The sequence below is a fragment of the Alloalcanivorax sp. C16-1 genome, assembly GCF_046507805.1.
GTDB lineage: Bacteria > Pseudomonadota > Gammaproteobacteria > Pseudomonadales > Alcanivoracaceae > Alloalcanivorax.
The window spans coordinates 1,032,935-1,047,728 of record NZ_JBKFTK010000001.1 but is presented as its reverse complement, the minus strand read 5'-3'; the positions used below and the strand labels follow the sequence as shown (position 1 = coordinate 1,047,728).

Genomic DNA, 14,794 nt, shown 5'->3' with positions numbered 1-14,794 from the left:
GGGTTTCACCCATGGAACGCTGCCCCTGGTGCGGCACCGACCCGCTCTACGTGGCCTATCACGACAACGAGTGGGGCGTGCCCGAGCGCGATGCCGACCGGCTGTTCGAATTCCTGATCCTGGAAGGCGCCCAGGCGGGTCTCAGCTGGATCACGGTGCTGCGCAAACGCGACAACTACCGCCGGGCCATGGACAACCTGGACCCGCGCAAGGTGGCCCGCTACGACGACGCCAAGGTGGCGGGCCTGCTGCAGGACCCGGGTCTGATCCGCAACCGGCTGAAGATGCGCGCGGCGGTGGACAACGCCCGCGCCTGGCTGGAGCTGCAAGAGGCGGGCATCGACCCGGCGGCGCTGCTCTGGGACTTCGTGGACGGTGAACCGCGCGTTAACCGCTTTCGAAGCCTCGCCGAGGTGCCGGCGGTGACGCCCACCGCCGAGGCCATGAGCAAGGACCTGAAGAAGCGCGGCTTCCGCTTTGTCGGTCCCACCATCATGTACGCGTTCATGCAGGCCGCCGGGCTGGTCAACGACCATCTGGTGAGCTGCCCGCGGCACCGGGATCTGGCCTGAATCACAGAACACCAAACGTCACGCAGCTTTTACACCTTCTTCACCGAAGCTGGTACGCCCTTTGCTGGGGAACCTCCTGAACGGAGGCACCCATGAAACCTGTATTGATTCTGAAAACCGGCTCCACCTTCCCGACCCTGCGACAGCACTACGGGGATTTTGAACACTGGATAAGCAACGGCCTGGGCGAACATACCCCGGTACGCGTGGTGGACGCCCTGGATGGCGACGCCCTGCCCCACCCGGCGGAAGCCGCCGGCGTGGTGATCACCGGTTCCCATGCCATGCTCACCGATGAAGCCCCCTGGATGCGCCGGCTGATGCGCTGGCTGGAGGACGCCCTGGGGCGCGCCGAGGCACCGCCGATGCTGGGCATCTGCTTCGGGCATCAACTGCTGGCCCGCACCCTGGGCGGTGACGTGGACGACCACCCGCTGGGCATGGAAGCGGGCACCGTGGCCTTGCGGCTGACGGCGGCGGCGCGCACCGACGCCCTGTTCGCCGGGCTCTGGGATCAGCCCTGGGCGCAGATGATGCACCGCCAGTCGGTGCTGGTGGCGCCCCCCGGCGTGGACGTGCTGGCCAGCAACGGCCACGACAGTTGCCAGGCGTTTCGCTACGGCCATCAGGTCTGGGGTTGCCAGTTCCATCCGGAATTCAGCGCCGACGTGACCCGCGCCTATCTGCAGGCCCAGCGCGGCGCCTTGCTCTCGAACCAGCAGGTGGACGACACCCTGCCCCGGGTGCGCGAGTGCCCGCAGGCGTCGTCCCTGCTCGGCCATTTCGCGTCGCATGTGGTGCCCGCCGCCGCCTGAGCCGGATCATCGATTGGTGTAGCATGCGGGGCAAAGACGAGCCCGGATGCCCATGACCGACCCCTACCGCGACCAGCACAAGCAGCGCCTGGCTTACATGCCCTGGCTGTACCCGCGCCTGAAGCCGCGCCACCGGGCCTGGGCGGAACCCTGGCAGCGGGCGCTGCAGGAGGAATGGTCCAGATTGGAGACGGTGCGCTTTGGCGCGCACTGTTTTGTGGCGCCCCAGGCGCGCCTGTTCGCGGAACCGGGCCGTGACATCGTGATCGGCGATCACAGCCACATCGCCGCCGACTGTATGCTGCACGGCCCGCTGACCCTGGGGGAACACGTCAGTCTCAATCATCATGTGACGCTGGAAGGCGGCGCCGCCGGCATCGTCATCGGTGACCATACCCGCATCGCCGCCTATGCCACCCTGTACGCCTTCGACCACGGCCTGCGCGCGGAGAGCCTGGTGCGCGAACAGCCGGTGACCTCCCGGGGCATCGTGATCGGTCGGGATGTGTGGCTGGGGGCCCGGGTCGGGGTGGTGGATGGCGTCACCATCGGCGACCATGCGGTGGTCGGCATGGGGGCGGTGGTGACCCGGGACGTGCCGCCCTGGACCCTTGTCGCCGGCAACCCGGCCCGGCCCATCGGCCGCCGGCCCGGCGCGCCGGCGGAGTCCTGAAACCGGGCCGGTATTTTTCTCTTGAACACCGTTCATCAATCATCGTTATAATGCCCGCCATCGAGTCTTCAAGCGACGGATGGGATCCGCCATGGCACGACGCAACGAACACAGCAAACCGGAACTGCGCGCCCTGGCCATCGGCACGGTGCGCACCCTGGTGGCCGAGCAGGGCCTGGAAAAGCTCAGCGTCCGCGAGGTGGCCCGGCGGCTGGGCTATGCCCCGGCCATGCTCTACCACCTGTTCGAAAACCTGGATGACCTGATCCTGCACGTCAACGCCGACACCCTGGACACCCTGCTGGACCGCATGGACGCCGCCACCACCATGGAGAACCCGCGGGCGGCTCTGATCGCCATGGCCCACCACTATCTGGAGCTGTCCCGGGCGCAGACGCCGCTCTGGCGGCTGGTGTTCGAGCACCGCATGAACCAGGGGGCGCCGGTGCCGGGCTGGTATCAGCGGCGCACCCGCAGCCTGTTCCTGATGGTGGAGCAGCAACTGGAGCGGCTGGCGCCCTGGGCCACGGACCGCGAGCGGATGCTCGGCGCCCGCACCCTGTGGGGCAGCCTGCACGGCATCTGCGTGCTGTACCTGGGCGAAAAACTGGACGTGGCCGGTGACGTGGATCCCCGGGAAATGGTGGACTCGCTGCTGCGGCACTATCTGGCGGACTGGTCCGCCGCCACCAATAACGTGCCGCGAGACGGCCACGGAGGGGCACGCCCATGAAGGACGGGACCTTTTCCCTGCTCGGTAAACGGCGTTTCGGGCCGTTCTTCTTTACCCAGTTTCTGGGCGCCTTCAACGACAATGTGTTCCGCCAGGCGCTGATTCTGCTGATCGCCAGTGGCGTGGTGGCCGGCACCGAAGTGAACACCCTCAACAACGTGGCCCTGGCGCTGTTCATCCTGCCCTTCTTTCTGTTCTCGGCCCTGGCCGGGCAGGTGGCGGACAAATACGACCGGGCCATGCTGGTGCGACGCATCAAGTTGGCCGAGGTGCTGATCATGGGCTGCGCCGCCGCCGGCTTTTTCTTCAGCAGCGTCTATTTTCTGCTGGCGGTGCTGTTCCTGATGGGGCTGCAATCCACCTTCTTCGGGCCCATCAAGTACGCGATCATTCCCCAGCATCTGGGGCCCCGGGAGCTGGTCACCGGCAACGCCCTGGTGGAGATGGGCACCTTCCTGGCGATCCTGCTGGGCTCCATTTCCGGCGTGTTGCTGAAAATGGACGCCGCCAGCCCGGCGATCGTTTCCACCGCCGTGGTGGGTCTGGCGCTGCTGGGGTACCTGGCGGCGCGGGGCATCCCCTCGGCGCCGGCGGCGGACCCGGGCAGCCGGCTGGACTGGAACCTGTGGAAGGAGACCTGGCGCATCGTCGGCTACGCCCGCGATGTGAAGTCGGTGTGGATGTGCGTGCTGGGGATTTCCTGGTTCTGGTTTCTGGGCGCCGCCTACACCACCCAGCTCAAGGTGTACGTGGACGATTATCTGCTCGGCACCGACGGGCTCTACGCACTGCTGCTGGGCACCTTTTCGGTGGGCATCGGGCTGGGTTCCTGGCTGTGCGAGAAGCTGTCCGGCCGGCAGGTGGAACTGGGGCTGGTGCCGCTGGGCTCCATCGGGCTGAGCCTGTTCGGCGTGGATCTGTTTTTCTCCTACGCCGGCCTGCCCAAGGGCGTGGAGCTGGGCATCGGCGCCTTTCTGCAGGCGCCCGCCGGCTGGCGGGTGCTGGTGGACCTGCTCGGCATCGGCGTGTTCGGTGGTTTCTACATCGTGCCCCTGTTCGCGTTCATCCAGCAGCGCTCGGACCCGCGCCATCTGGCGCGCATCATCGCCGCCAACAACATTCTCAACGCTCTGCTGATGGTGCTGTCCGCCGCCGCCGGCATCGTGCTGGTGGGCTTGCTGGAGTTCACCGTGCCCCAGTTTTTCCTGGTGCTGGCGCTCCTCAACGTGGTGGTGGCCGCCTACATCTATACGGTGGTGCCGGAGTTTCTGATCCGCCTGCTGGTGTGGATGCTCACCAACGTGCTCTATCGGATCAAGCGCAAGGGCCTGGAAAACATTCCCGACCAGGGCCCCTGCCTGCTGGTGTGCAACCATGTGAGCTACGTGGACGCGCTGCTGCTCGGCGGCTCGGTACGGCGCCCGGTGCGCTTCGTCATGTTCAAGCCGATCTATGACCTGCCGTTGATGAACCTGATCTTCCGGGGTGGCAAGGCGATCCCCATCGACGGCAAGTCGCGCAACCCCGACGTGTACGAGGAAGCCTTCCGCCGAATCCGCGAGGAACTGGCCGCCGGCCAGGTGGTGTGTTTGTTCCCGGAAGGCCAGTTGACCGCGGACGGTGAGGTGGGTGAATTCCGCAATGGCCTGGAAAAAATTGTAAAGGAAACCCCCGTGCCGGTGATTCCTATGGCACTTTCCGGTCTATGGGGTAGCTTCTTCAGCCACAAGGGCGGGCGTGCGCTGACCCGGCTGCCCCGGCGGTTCTGGTCGCGGGTGGTGCTGAGCGCCGGTGAACCGGTGCCGCCGCAAGCGGTCGAACCGGAAGACATGCGCCGCCGTGTGCTGGCCCTGCGAGAACAACCCTGACACTACAATGAGGAATGTTATGCGACGGATTTTTATCGTGATCGGCCTTTTGCTGGGCGCTTCGATCACTCAGGCCAATACGGAGATTCAGAACGTATTCGGCTGGGTGGAAAACGCCACGCTCGAACCCATGGGCGCGAAGGTCAAGGCCAAGCTCGATACCGGTGCGCTGACCTCTTCCCTGCACGCGGTGAACGTGGAGCGGTTCGAGAAAGACGGCGAGGAATGGGTGCGCTTCAAGGTGAAGGTGGAAGACCAGAAAGAAAAGGAAGTGGTCAGCGAAACCTTTGAGCGTCCGATCTATCGTGATCTGACCGTGCGCGGCGCCGGCGGCAAGGACGACCGGGCGGTGGTGCTGATGAAAATCTGCTTCGGCAACACCATCTATGAAGAGCAGTTCGGCCTGGATAACCGCAGCGACATGATCTACCCGGTGCTGATCGGCCGTCGCACCATCCAGCATCTGGGCGTGGTGGATGTGACCAACACCTTCATGCACGAACCCAAATGCGATGAAGACAGCCCGGTGCAGGAATTCGACAAGGACAACACCGATGAGGACATCGGTGACTGAGTCCGCCGGCCGGGTCAGGCGACCCGGCCGAACACCTGAAGAATATTCCCGAGACGGGCGGTGAAGGTATCACCGCCGTTGAGGGGACCCACGCCGGCGGGGGTGCCGGTGAACACCAGATCGCCGGGCTCCAGGGTAAACACCCGATTGATGTCGGCGATCAATTCAAAGGTGGGAAACAGCATCTGGCCGGTGTGGCCGTGCTGCCGCATCTCGCCGTTGATCTCCAGGGACACTTCCAGATTCTGCCGCACGGAAATACCGCGGGCGTCCACGAAGCCGGACACCGGCGCGGCGCCGTCGAAGGCCTTGGCCCGCTCCCACGGCTGCCCTTTTTCCTTGAGCCGCGCCTGCACGTCGCGCAGGGTCAGATCCAGACCCACGCCGTAGGCGGCGATGGAATAGCGGATCACGTCCAGATCGGTTTCGCCACTCAGGCGCTTGCCGATCATCACCACCATTTCCACTTCATGGTGCACCTCGCCCTGCCCCTGGGGCAGGGCCAGCGGTTCGTGCAGGGTGCACAGCGCGTTGGCGCCTTTCATGAACAGCAGCGGCGAGTCCGGCACCTCGTTGCCGAGCTCCCGGGCATGGTCCGCGTAATTGCGGCCCACGCAGACGATCTTGCCCACCGGCAGGTCCATTTCCGACCCGTCGATCCAGCGGTGTACGTAACGCTCAGACATCGAACAGCTTCCCGGGATTCATGATGTTGTTGGGGTCGAACACCGTTTTGATGGCCTTCATGGCGTCGATGTCTTCCTCGCTGCGCGAGTAACCCAGGTAAGGTTTCTTGGTCATGCCCACGCCGTGCTCCGCGGAGATCGAGCCGTTGTAGCGCGCCACGATCTCGAACACCCATTTGGAGACCTCGCCGCAGCGCTGGAAGAATTCTTCCTTGGCCAGGTCCGCCGGTTTCAGAATATTCAGGTGCATGTTGCCGTCGCCGATATGGCCGAACCAGACGATCTCGAAATCCGGGTAGGCGTCCTGCACCACCTTGTCCACGTCCTCGACGAAATCCGGCACCTTGGAAATGGTCACCGAGATGTCGTTCTTGTAGGGCGTGTGCGGCGCGATCGATTCGGAGATCCGTTCGCGCAGCTGCCAGAGCTGCTCCAGCTGGCCCAGGGACTGGCTCATCACGCCGTCCAGTACCCAGCCCTGCTCCACGCAGTGCTCGAAGATTTCCATGGCGCGCTCGCCGACCTGCTCGGACAGCTGCTCGAACTCCAGCAGACAGTAGAACGGACATTCGGTGTCGAACGGCGCCGCCACGCCGTGCTGCAGCACATGGCCCATGGCCTTGTCGGAGAAAAACTCGAAGGCGGTCAGGTCGATGTCCTTCTGGAAGGCGTGCAGCACCTTCATCACCTCGCGGAAGCCCGGCGCGCCCAGCACCAGGGCGGTCAGATCCCGGGGGGGCCGGGTCAGGCGCACGGTGGCCTCCACCACGAAGCCCAGGGTGCCCTCGGAGCCGATGAACAGGTGGCGCAGATCGTAGCCGGTGGCGTTCTTGATCAGGCCCTTGTTCAGGTCCAGCAGATCACCCCGGCCGGTGACCACCTTGAGCCCGGAAATCCAGTCGCGGGTCATGCCATAGCGGATCACCTTGATGCCGCCGGCGTTGGTGTTGATGTTGCCGCCAATCTGGCTGGAGCCGGCGGAGGCGAAGTCCACCGGGTAGAACAGGCCCTGTTGTTCGGCGAATTCCTGCAGCTGCTGGGTGACCACGCCGGGCTGCACGGTGACGGCCCGGTCATACTCGTTGAAGTCGAGAATCTTGTTCATGCGGTCGAACGCCACCACCAGCTCGCCGTCGGCGGCCACCGCCGCCGCCGACAGGCCGGTGCGGCCGCCGGAGGGCACCAGGGGCAGGCCGTGCTCGTTGGCGATCTCGACGATCTGCTGCACCTCCTCGGCGGTCTCGGGCAGCACCACGGCGCAGGGCGCCGGCGCCCACACCTTGGTCCAGTCCACCCCGTAGCGCGCCGCGCTCTCCGCATCGGTCAGGCAGCGGCTGCCGAGCAGCTCGGTCAATTGGTCCAGCGCGGCATGGGCCAGGGCGGTCATAGGCAACTCCAGGCTTGTTCAAGTCGACTTGAAGACAACGATCAGCGGGATGGGTCTCATCCGGGGCGGGCTATGATACCATACGCGCCCATTTAACCCGCTACCGAGAGCACCCATGGCCAATACCTCTCTTGAGAAGGACAAGATCCGTATTCTCCTGCTCGAGGGCGTCCACCAGAACGCGGTGGATAATCTGAACGCGCACGGTTACAGCAACATCGAATTGCTGCCCACCGCGCTGACCGGCGATGACCTCAAGAAAGCCGTGAAGGACGCCCACTTCATCGGCATTCGCTCGCGCACCCAGCTTACCGAGGAGGTGTTCGAGGCCGCCGACAAGCTGATGGCCGTGGGCTGCTTCTGTATCGGTACCAACCAGGTGGACCTGAACGCCGCCCTCAAGCGCGGTATTCCGGTGTTCAACGCCCCCTACTCCAACACCCGCTCGGTGGCGGAACTGGTGATTGCCCACACCATCAACCTGATGCGGGGCATCCCCGAGAAGAACGCCGTGGCCCACCGGGGCGGCTGGCTCAAGTCCGCCAAGGACAGCTACGAGATCCGTGGCAAGAACCTGGGCATCGTCGGCTACGGCAACATCGGCGCCCAGGTGTCGGTGCTGGCCGAGTCCATGGGCATGAAGGTGTACTTCTACGACGTGGTGCCCAAGCTGCCGCTGGGCAATGCCCACCAGGTGCAAAGCCTCAACGAGCTGCTCAGCCTGTCCGACGTGGTCAGCCTGCACGTTCCGGACACCGCCGGCACCCGCTGGATGATCCAGGAAGAGCAGATTCGGGCCATGAAGCCCAAGAGCTACCTGATCAACTACGCCCGCGGCAAGGTGGTGGACATCGACGCCCTGGCGGCGGCGATCCAGGACGGTCACCTGCTGGGCGCGGCCATCGACGTGTTCCCGGAAGAGCCGAAGGGCAACGACGACGAATTCGTCAGCCCGCTGCGCGAGTTCGACAATGTGATCCTGACCCCGCACATCGGTGGCTCCACCCACGAGGCCCAGGAGAACATCGGCACCGAGGTGTCCGAGAAGCTGATCCGCTACTCCGACAACGGCTCCACGCTGAGCGCGGTGAATTTTCCGGAGGTGGCCCTGCCGTCCCATCCGGACATGCACCGGCTGCTGCACATCCACAAGAATATCCCGGGCATTCTCAGCCAGATCAACGCGATCTTCTCCGAGAACGACATCAACATCTGCGGCCAATACCTGCAAACCAATCAGGACATCGGCTACGTGGTGATCGACGTCAATAAAGGCTACAGCCAGCTGGCCCTGGATAAACTCCGCACCATCGAAGGCACCATCCGCACCCGGGTGCTTTTCTAGCGCCTTTTCGGCGCGCCGGTGCCTCGACAAGAAACCGGAGTCGGGCTAACTTGCCCACTCCGGTTTTTTTCTGTCTGGCCGTTGGGGAATAAGGATGCCTCGCCCTTGATCTGGTGGATCACCCGTCCCGCGCTGCTGTGCCTGCTGGGCGCGGCGCTGCTTTCCGGCTGCGCCACCCGCTCCCTGTTTCAGCCCTACCCGGACCAGGCCCGTGACTGGAAAAGCGGACTGGGCGCCGGCGCCGCGCCGGTGGCGCTGCTGGACAAGGGCGTGGACAGCGCCGACGGCGTGCTCTATCTGCAGGAGCTGGGCCGGGTGGAGCAGCTCAACGGCGACACCGACACCAGCCGCTCCGCCTTCGCCCGCGCCATCGACCACTACCGCGATACCGACGAGCAGGCCCGCCTGCGCGCCTCCGGGCTGGCCGCCAACGCCGGCGCCCTGCTGGTCAACGACAACGCGCGCCCCTATGTGGCGCCGGATTACGAGCGCATCTACAGCCACGCCTACCAGGCGCTGAACTACTGGCGGCAGGGCGACGTGACCGGCACCGCCGTGGAATTGCGCGCCGCCGCCAACGAACAGCGGGTGGCCGCCAACCGGCGCGACCGGGAAATCGCCGAGGCACAAAAGGAAGCGGACCAGGCGGACCTGGACACGGATCGCTTCGACGGCTACTTCGCCGGCCTGGACGCCGCCGCCGGCGACGTCAAAGCCAGCTTCCAGAACGCCTGGACCTTCTATCTGTCCGCGTTGTTCTGGGAAGCCCACGGTGAATACAACGACGCCCTGGTGGACTATAAAAAGGCGCTGGAAATCCACCCCACCTCCGATCTGCTCAAGGAGGACGTGACCCGGGTGTCCCGGGCCCTGGACGGCCGCCGCCCCCGTGGCCAGGGCGTGGTGGCGGTGCTTTATGAGCAGGGCTATGTGCCGCCGCGCCGCGAGCTGAGCCTGCCGATCCCCACCATCCACGGGCTGTTCGCGGTGGCGTTCCCGACCTACTCCCCCGCCGACAAGCCGCGCCCGACGCCGCTGACGGTGTCCGCGAACGGCGCCTCGGCGCGCACCGAGGTGCTTACCGACGTGGGCGGCCTGGCCGCCAAGCACCTCAAGGAACAGTTGCCCGGCATGCTGGTGCGCCAGACCCTGCGCGCCACCGGCAAATACAATCTGCAGAAAAAGGCCAACGACGATTTCGGGCCGGTGGGTGCGCTGCTGACCCAGCTGTTCAACCTGGTCAGCGAGCGAGCCGATCTGCGCGCCTGGCTGAGCCTGCCCGCCTACGGCCAGGCCACCCGTCTGTTATTGCCCCCCGGTGAGCAGCGTATCCAGTTGAGCACGCCCGGGGGCGGTGCTAGTTTGACCGTGCCCGTGGTGGAAGGCGGGCTCACCGTGATTCACGTGGTGTCGCTGCCCGATGGCCTGATCACCCGCGTGTTACCCGTTCAGGAGGGACCGCTATGAAATCCATTCTCGCGCCGTTGGGCGCCGTACTGCTGGCGGTGGTGCTGGCCGCCTGTTCCACCTCGAACATGGCGCGCCCCGGCGACGACGGTGAGGTGGTGCTGCACGCCAACAGCACCCTGCTGGGCAACCGCCTGTCGGTGGAAAGGTTGCAGGAAAAAACCGTGGGCGACCTGATGTATGTGCAGGCGACCCTGGAAAACGGCTGGAAGGCTGAACTGGATTTCCAATACAAGATCAAATGGTTCGACAAGGACGGCTTTGAAGTGGCGCCGGAATCCCAGCCCTGGCGACAACTGGTGATGGCCGGCCGCAGCCAGAACAATGTGCAGGCGGTGGCCCCCAACCCCAGCGCCGTGCGTTACGAAATCTGGGTTCGCGAATAATCGCGCCCGGAACCCATGAAAAAGGAGAAGGCAATGGTTCGCGTACTGTCCATGGCGGTGCTGGCAACCGCGCTGCTGCTCACCGGCTGCGCTTCCAAGGTGGATTACGGCGACGCCCAGGCGCGGGAAACCGTGACCACGGACTTCGGTTCCACCGACCTGCAGATGATCGCCGCCAAGATGGTGGACGACATGATGGTGTTTCCGCCCGTGGTCGAGATGACCCGCGACCGCCGCCCGGTGATGTTCGTGGACCGGGTCAAGAACAAGACCAGCGAGCACATCGACACCGAATCGATCACCGACACCATCCAGAGCAAGCTGATCAATTCCGGCAAGTTCCGCTTCGTGGATATGTCGGTGGTGGACCGGGTGCGTGAACAGCTGGAGTACCAGCAGGACTCCGGCATGGTGGATCAGTCCACCGCCGCTCAGATGGGCCGTCAGGTGGGCGCCGAGTTCATGCTCTACGGCAACCTGTCTTCCATCGTGAAGCGCGACGACAGCACCAAGGACGTCTATTACAAGTTCACCCTGAAGCTGCTCAATATCCAGAGCGGCATTATCGAGTGGTCCGGCGAGAAGGAAATCCGCAAGACCCGCAAACGCAGCCTGTTCGGTCTTTGATCCCGGCCCGGTGGCCGTCGCCAGGGAGAGTCCCATGTTGAAGCGCTTTTCGTTGCACCGGTTTTCCACGCTGATCGTGCTTCTGGCGCTGGCCCTGGCCGGCCCGCTGCGGGCTGCGGAAACCGAAACCGTGACCGCCCGGGGCTACGGGCAGGACCCGGAGCAGGCGGTGGCCAACGCCCTGGTGGCGGCGGTGCGCCAGGCCGGCGGGGTCACCCTGGCGGTGGACCCGGCGTTCCGGCGCCAGGTCAGCCAATGGGTGGTGCAGCGCCAGGGCGACGTGACCACCTGGACCGGCACCCGCACCTCGGTGGCCGAGCCGCAACTGCCCACCCTGGGCAGCCTGCAAAGCTACCGGGTCACCGGCGTGGCCCGGCAGGACGACGCCCTGTGGCGGGCCGAGGTGGAGGCGGTGATTCTGCGTCATCGGGCGCCGGGACCGGACCGCTCCCACCTGCCGGCCATCGCGGTGGCGCCGTTCACCACCTCGGCCAGCCGCTACACCCTGGGCGAAACCACCCTGCCCGCCGCCGAGGTGCGTGCCCGCCTGCAGGCCAATCTGGTGGACGCCTTCGCCCAGTCTGGCCGCTTCCGGGTGCTGGACCGGGCCCACCTGGCCGCCCGCGAGGCGGAGCAGGCGATTCTGCGCAACGGCAGCGCCGAGCCCGCCGAACTGTTGCGGCTGGGCAAGGCCAAGGGCGCCGACCTGTTGCTGGTGGGCAGCATCGAGGCTTTCGACATCGGCGACCAGGCGCGCACCTTCTACGGTGCCAGCTTCCAGGGTTACGAGCCCTATGTGCGGGTCCGCTACCGGTTGATCGACGCCGCCGGCGGCGAGATTCTGGCCGCCGGCCTGTTCGACTGGCAGCAATCCGAAGACAGCGTGCGGCAGCTGGCCCGGCAGCAGAACCTGGACCATTGGCGCCACCCGGAACGGCTGGCGGACCTGGTGTATCCGCGCATCGCCCGGGCTCTGGCCGGCGCCGCCACCGATACTCTTTATCCGGTGATCGTGCTCAAGGCCGACGGCGACCGTGTCTGGCTGAGCCAGGGCGAAGGTCGTCTGGAAGCGGACACGGTGCTTAACGCCTACCGGCCGATGGAGACCATCGAGGACCCGCAAACCGGCCTGCCGATCCGCATGGACAGCGAGTCGCTGGCCAGCCTGCGGGTGCTCGAGGTGCGTCCGGATTACGCGGTGGCGCGTGTCACCGAGAGCCGCGAACCCCTGCGGGCCGGCGACCAGGTGCGGGCGCCGGCCCCGGCGGAGAACCGGGCGGCTCTGCCCGCCGGCCAGCCGGACAGCCCCGGGTCGTCCGAAAAGCCCCTCTCCTGGGACTGAGTCCATGACCGGTTATTTCAATCAGGCGCTGGTGCTGCTGGCGGCGGCGGTGCTGCTGCTGCCCTTGTTCCAGCGCCTGGGCCTGGGCAGTATTCTCGGCTACCTGGCCGCCGGCATCCTGATCGGGCCCCTGGGCCTGGGGCTGATTCCCGGCGCGGAGGCGGTGCTGCACTTCGCCGAACTGGGCGTGGTGCTGATGCTGTTTCTGGTGGGCCTGGAACTGGCCCCGGATCAGCTGTGGGCGCAGCGCAAACGGTTGCTGGGGCTGGGGCTCAGCCAGATGCTGTTCAGCACCGCCCTGCTCACCGCCTTCTTTCTGGTCTGGGGACAAAGCACCCCGGCCGCCATCGCCATCGGCGCCACCCTGGCCCTGTCGTCCACCGCCTTCGCGGTGCAGATGCTGGTGGAGACCAATCAGCTGGGTACGCCCCAGGGCCGCAACGCCTTCTCCATTCTGCTGTTCCAGGATCTGGCGGTGATTCCCCTGCTGCTGTTGCTGCCGGTGCTGGCCGGCGGCGGTGGCGGCGAGGAAGAGCCGCAGCTGCTGATCGGCCTGGGTGCCCTGGTGCTGATGTGGCTGGCCGGCCGCTATCTGCTCAACCCCTGGCTGGCCTGGCTGGCCCGTTTGCACAACCGGGAGCTGATGACCGCCACCGCCCTGCTGCTGGTGCTGGGTGCGGCGGAGCTGATGGAAACTCTGCATCTGTCCATGGGGCTGGGCGCCTTCGTGGCCGGCATGCTGCTGGCCAACTCGCCGTTCCGGGAGCAGCTGGACACTGATATTCAGCCGTTCAAGGGGCTGCTGCTGGGCCTGTTCTTTATCGCCATCGGCATGACCATGGACCTGAAGCTGCTGATCAGCGCGCCGTGGCGCATCCTGGCCATGGGCGTGGCGCTGCTGGTGGCCAAGACCCTGGTGCTGATGGTCATCGCCCGGGTCATGAAGGTGGCCTGGCGGGACGCCCTGCGTTTTGGTCTGCTGCTCAGCCAGGGCGGCGAGTTCGCCTTCGTGCTGTTCACCCAGGCCGGTGCCCTGGGGCTGCTGGACGAGGCGATGATCGCCCGACTCAACCTGGTGGTGGCCCTGTCCATGGCGGCCACGCCGCTGCTGTTGAAACTGGTGGCGCGGCTGTGGCCGGCGCCGGCGCGCACCAGCCGGGGGGTGGACGACGAGCCGGCGCCCCACGGCCAGCCGCCGGTGATCGTGGCCGGCTTCGGCCGGTTCGGGCAGATCATCGGCCGGATTCTGGTCAACCGGCGCATTCCGTTCACCGCCCTGGACTCCAACCCGGAGCACATCGACACCGTGCGCCGCTTCGGCAACGAGGTGTATTTCGGGGATGTCACGCGGCTGGATCTGCTGCGCACCGCCGGCCTGGATCACGCCCGGGTGATGGTGCTGGCCATCGACGATGTGCAGGCGTCCCTGCGCGCGGCCTCGATGATCCGCGAGCATTTCCCGCACATCACCCTGATCGCCCGGGCCCGCGACCGCTATCACGCCTATTCGCTGATGGCCGAAGGGGTCGAGCATGTGATTCGCGAAACGCTGGATTCCAGCCTGCGCGCCGCCCAGACCACCCTGGTGCAACTGGGCGTGCCGGAAAGCACCTCCATCGAGGTGGTGCGCACTTTCCGCGACGTGGACGAACGGCTGCTGCGCGAGCAATTCCAGCATCGCGACCAGCTCGACAAGCTGATCGAGATTTCCGCCCGGGGCCGGGAAGAGCTGGAATCACTGCTGGCGGCCAGCGTCGACGGCAAGGATCAGCGCTGATCGCTGTCGCGCGGGACCTCAGAGCTTGAGCTTATCGAGGCCCCGGCGAATGCCGTTCTCCAGGGCCGGCTTCACCAGCGCCCCCACCAGCGGCAACTTGCCGCGAAAAACGATGGTGTACTGAAGCCGGGAGCCACCGTCACCGTGCTCGGAAAACACCATCTCGCCGTGGTGGTCGCGCAACGGGCTGCCCCGGGTGATGCGGTAGGCGATGCGCTGGTCCGGCTCGAAATCGGTGACCGTCTCCTCGAACGCCGGCGCCAGCGGCAGGCTCATGCGGCGCACCGAGCCCACCCCGTTGGGGTCGTCGATGCCGGTTTTCACCCGCCGTACCCGGATCGGGGCGAACAGCGCCGACAGATTTTCGTGCTGGCTGAGATGGTGGAACAGACGGTCCACCGGAAACGGAAAGGTTTTGTCGATCTCGATGCGCTGCAGGCCCATGGGCTCCCTCGTTAACGATAAACGGACCCCGGAGTCTGCCCGTTCACCGGCGCCGCGCCCAGGTTCCAACGGGCCAGACGCCGGTGCACGGTGGCCGG

At 65.9% G+C, this 14,794-nt stretch carries 15 protein-coding genes; 12 read left to right on the top strand and 3 right to left on the bottom strand.

The window, feature by feature from the left end:
* Positions 1-11 precede the first annotated feature (11 nt).
* The 6 genes from ACLD0W_RS05015 to ACLD0W_RS04990 all read left to right on the top strand — a co-directional run bounded on the left by ACLD0W_RS05015 (position 12) and on the right by ACLD0W_RS04990 (position 5,235).
* Positions 12-572 carry a DNA-3-methyladenine glycosylase I gene (locus tag ACLD0W_RS05015; RefSeq protein WP_410306389.1) on the top strand — a complete coding sequence of 187 codons (561 nt, stop codon included), beginning with the start codon at positions 12-14 and terminating at the stop codon, positions 570-572.
* A 92-nt stretch (positions 573-664) separates the two neighbouring features.
* The gene (locus tag ACLD0W_RS05010; protein ID WP_410306388.1) at positions 665-1,387 is read left to right on the top strand and encodes a glutamine amidotransferase; all 723 of its coding nucleotides are present in this window, start codon (positions 665-667) and stop codon (positions 1,385-1,387) included.
* A 52-nt stretch (positions 1,388-1,439) separates the two neighbouring features.
* Positions 1,440-2,060, top strand: a complete 621-nt coding sequence (locus ACLD0W_RS05005; RefSeq protein ID WP_410306387.1) for an acyltransferase — start codon at positions 1,440-1,442, stop codon at positions 2,058-2,060.
* 91 nt (positions 2,061-2,151) lie between these two features.
* Positions 2,152-2,793: a TetR/AcrR family transcriptional regulator gene (locus ACLD0W_RS05000; protein ID WP_410306386.1), complete on the top strand. Its 642-nt coding sequence runs from the start codon at positions 2,152-2,154 to the stop codon at positions 2,791-2,793.
* Positions 2,790-4,661, top strand: coding sequence for an MFS transporter (locus ACLD0W_RS04995; protein ID WP_410306385.1), 1,872 nt, complete (start codon positions 2,790-2,792; stop codon positions 4,659-4,661). Before ACLD0W_RS05000 ends, ACLD0W_RS04995 begins: the two co-directional genes overlap by 4 nt.
* A 19-nt stretch (positions 4,662-4,680) precedes the next feature.
* Positions 4,681-5,235 carry an ATP-dependent zinc protease gene (locus ACLD0W_RS04990; protein WP_410306384.1) on the top strand — a complete coding sequence of 185 codons (555 nt, stop codon included), beginning with the start codon at positions 4,681-4,683 and terminating at the stop codon, positions 5,233-5,235.
* A 14-nt stretch (positions 5,236-5,249) separates the two neighbouring features.
* On the opposite strand, the gene ACLD0W_RS04985 is transcribed toward ACLD0W_RS04990, so the two are convergent.
* Entirely contained in the window at positions 5,250-5,921 is a 672-nt protein-coding gene (locus ACLD0W_RS04985) for a fumarylacetoacetate hydrolase family protein (protein WP_410306383.1), read from the bottom strand.
* On the bottom strand, positions 5,914-7,308 hold the full coding sequence (locus ACLD0W_RS04980; RefSeq protein ID WP_410306382.1) for an FAD-binding oxidoreductase: 1,395 nt from the start codon (positions 7,306-7,308) through the stop codon (positions 5,914-5,916). Before ACLD0W_RS04980 ends, ACLD0W_RS04985 begins: the two co-directional genes overlap by 8 nt.
* Before the next feature lie 115 nt (positions 7,309-7,423).
* On the opposite strand from ACLD0W_RS04980, the gene serA reads away from it, so the two are divergent.
* From serA to ACLD0W_RS04950, 6 genes are all read left to right on the top strand, one after another.
* A complete protein-coding gene (gene serA / locus ACLD0W_RS04975) occupies positions 7,424-8,653 on the top strand; it encodes a phosphoglycerate dehydrogenase (RefSeq protein WP_204426735.1) in 1,230 nt (409 codons plus the stop codon).
* Between the two features lie 105 nt (positions 8,654-8,758).
* Positions 8,759-10,120, top strand: a complete 1,362-nt coding sequence (locus tag ACLD0W_RS04970; protein WP_410306381.1) for a COG3014 family protein — start codon at positions 8,759-8,761, stop codon at positions 10,118-10,120.
* Positions 10,117-10,506, top strand: coding sequence for a YcfL family protein (locus ACLD0W_RS04965; RefSeq protein ID WP_410306380.1), 390 nt, complete (start codon positions 10,117-10,119; stop codon positions 10,504-10,506). Before ACLD0W_RS04970 ends, ACLD0W_RS04965 begins: the two co-directional genes overlap by 4 nt.
* A 33-nt stretch (positions 10,507-10,539) precedes the next feature.
* On the top strand, positions 10,540-11,133 hold the full coding sequence (lpoB, locus tag ACLD0W_RS04960) for a penicillin-binding protein activator LpoB (protein ID WP_262730120.1): 594 nt from the start codon (positions 10,540-10,542) through the stop codon (positions 11,131-11,133).
* Between the two features lie 34 nt (positions 11,134-11,167).
* Positions 11,168-12,475: a CsgG/HfaB family protein gene (locus ACLD0W_RS04955; protein WP_410306379.1), complete on the top strand. Its 1,308-nt coding sequence runs from the start codon at positions 11,168-11,170 to the stop codon at positions 12,473-12,475.
* A gap of 4 nt (positions 12,476-12,479) precedes the next feature.
* A complete protein-coding gene (locus ACLD0W_RS04950) occupies positions 12,480-14,252 on the top strand; it encodes a monovalent cation:proton antiporter-2 (CPA2) family protein (RefSeq protein ID WP_410306378.1) in 1,773 nt (590 codons plus the stop codon).
* Between the two features lie 18 nt (positions 14,253-14,270).
* On the opposite strand, the gene ACLD0W_RS04945 is transcribed toward ACLD0W_RS04950, so the two are convergent.
* Positions 14,271-14,696 carry an SRPBCC family protein gene (locus ACLD0W_RS04945; protein WP_410306377.1) on the bottom strand — a complete coding sequence of 142 codons (426 nt, stop codon included), beginning with the start codon at positions 14,694-14,696 and terminating at the stop codon, positions 14,271-14,273.
* Positions 14,697-14,794: the final 98 nt, after the last annotated feature.

What these genes read in the sequence shown, in the direction of transcription:
- ACLD0W_RS04980 (WP_410306382.1), bottom strand. Translation starts at nt 7,308, where the DNA reads ATGACCGCCCTGGCCCATGCCGCGCTGGACCAATTGACCGAGCTGCTC.
- ACLD0W_RS04990 (WP_410306384.1), top strand. Translation starts at nt 4,681, where the DNA reads ATGCGACGGATTTTTATCGTGATCGGCCTTTTGCTGGGCGCTTCGATC.
- lpoB (WP_262730120.1), top strand. Translation starts at nt 10,540, where the DNA reads ATGGTTCGCGTACTGTCCATGGCGGTGCTGGCAACCGCGCTGCTGCTC.
- ACLD0W_RS05010 (WP_410306388.1), top strand. Translation starts at nt 665, where the DNA reads ATGAAACCTGTATTGATTCTGAAAACCGGCTCCACCTTCCCGACCCTG.
- ACLD0W_RS04945 (WP_410306377.1), bottom strand. Translation starts at nt 14,696, where the DNA reads ATGGGCCTGCAGCGCATCGAGATCGACAAAACCTTTCCGTTTCCGGTG.
- ACLD0W_RS04995 (WP_410306385.1), top strand. Translation starts at nt 2,790, where the DNA reads ATGAAGGACGGGACCTTTTCCCTGCTCGGTAAACGGCGTTTCGGGCCG.
- ACLD0W_RS04965 (WP_410306380.1), top strand. Translation starts at nt 10,117, where the DNA reads ATGAAATCCATTCTCGCGCCGTTGGGCGCCGTACTGCTGGCGGTGGTG.
- ACLD0W_RS05015 (WP_410306389.1), top strand. Translation starts at nt 12, where the DNA reads ATGGAACGCTGCCCCTGGTGCGGCACCGACCCGCTCTACGTGGCCTAT.
- ACLD0W_RS04950 (WP_410306378.1), top strand. Translation starts at nt 12,480, where the DNA reads ATGACCGGTTATTTCAATCAGGCGCTGGTGCTGCTGGCGGCGGCGGTG.
- serA (WP_204426735.1), top strand. Translation starts at nt 7,424, where the DNA reads ATGGCCAATACCTCTCTTGAGAAGGACAAGATCCGTATTCTCCTGCTC.
- ACLD0W_RS04955 (WP_410306379.1), top strand. Translation starts at nt 11,168, where the DNA reads ATGTTGAAGCGCTTTTCGTTGCACCGGTTTTCCACGCTGATCGTGCTT.
- ACLD0W_RS05005 (WP_410306387.1), top strand. Translation starts at nt 1,440, where the DNA reads ATGACCGACCCCTACCGCGACCAGCACAAGCAGCGCCTGGCTTACATG.
- ACLD0W_RS04985 (WP_410306383.1), bottom strand. Translation starts at nt 5,921, where the DNA reads ATGTCTGAGCGTTACGTACACCGCTGGATCGACGGGTCGGAAATGGAC.
- ACLD0W_RS05000 (WP_410306386.1), top strand. Translation starts at nt 2,152, where the DNA reads ATGGCACGACGCAACGAACACAGCAAACCGGAACTGCGCGCCCTGGCC.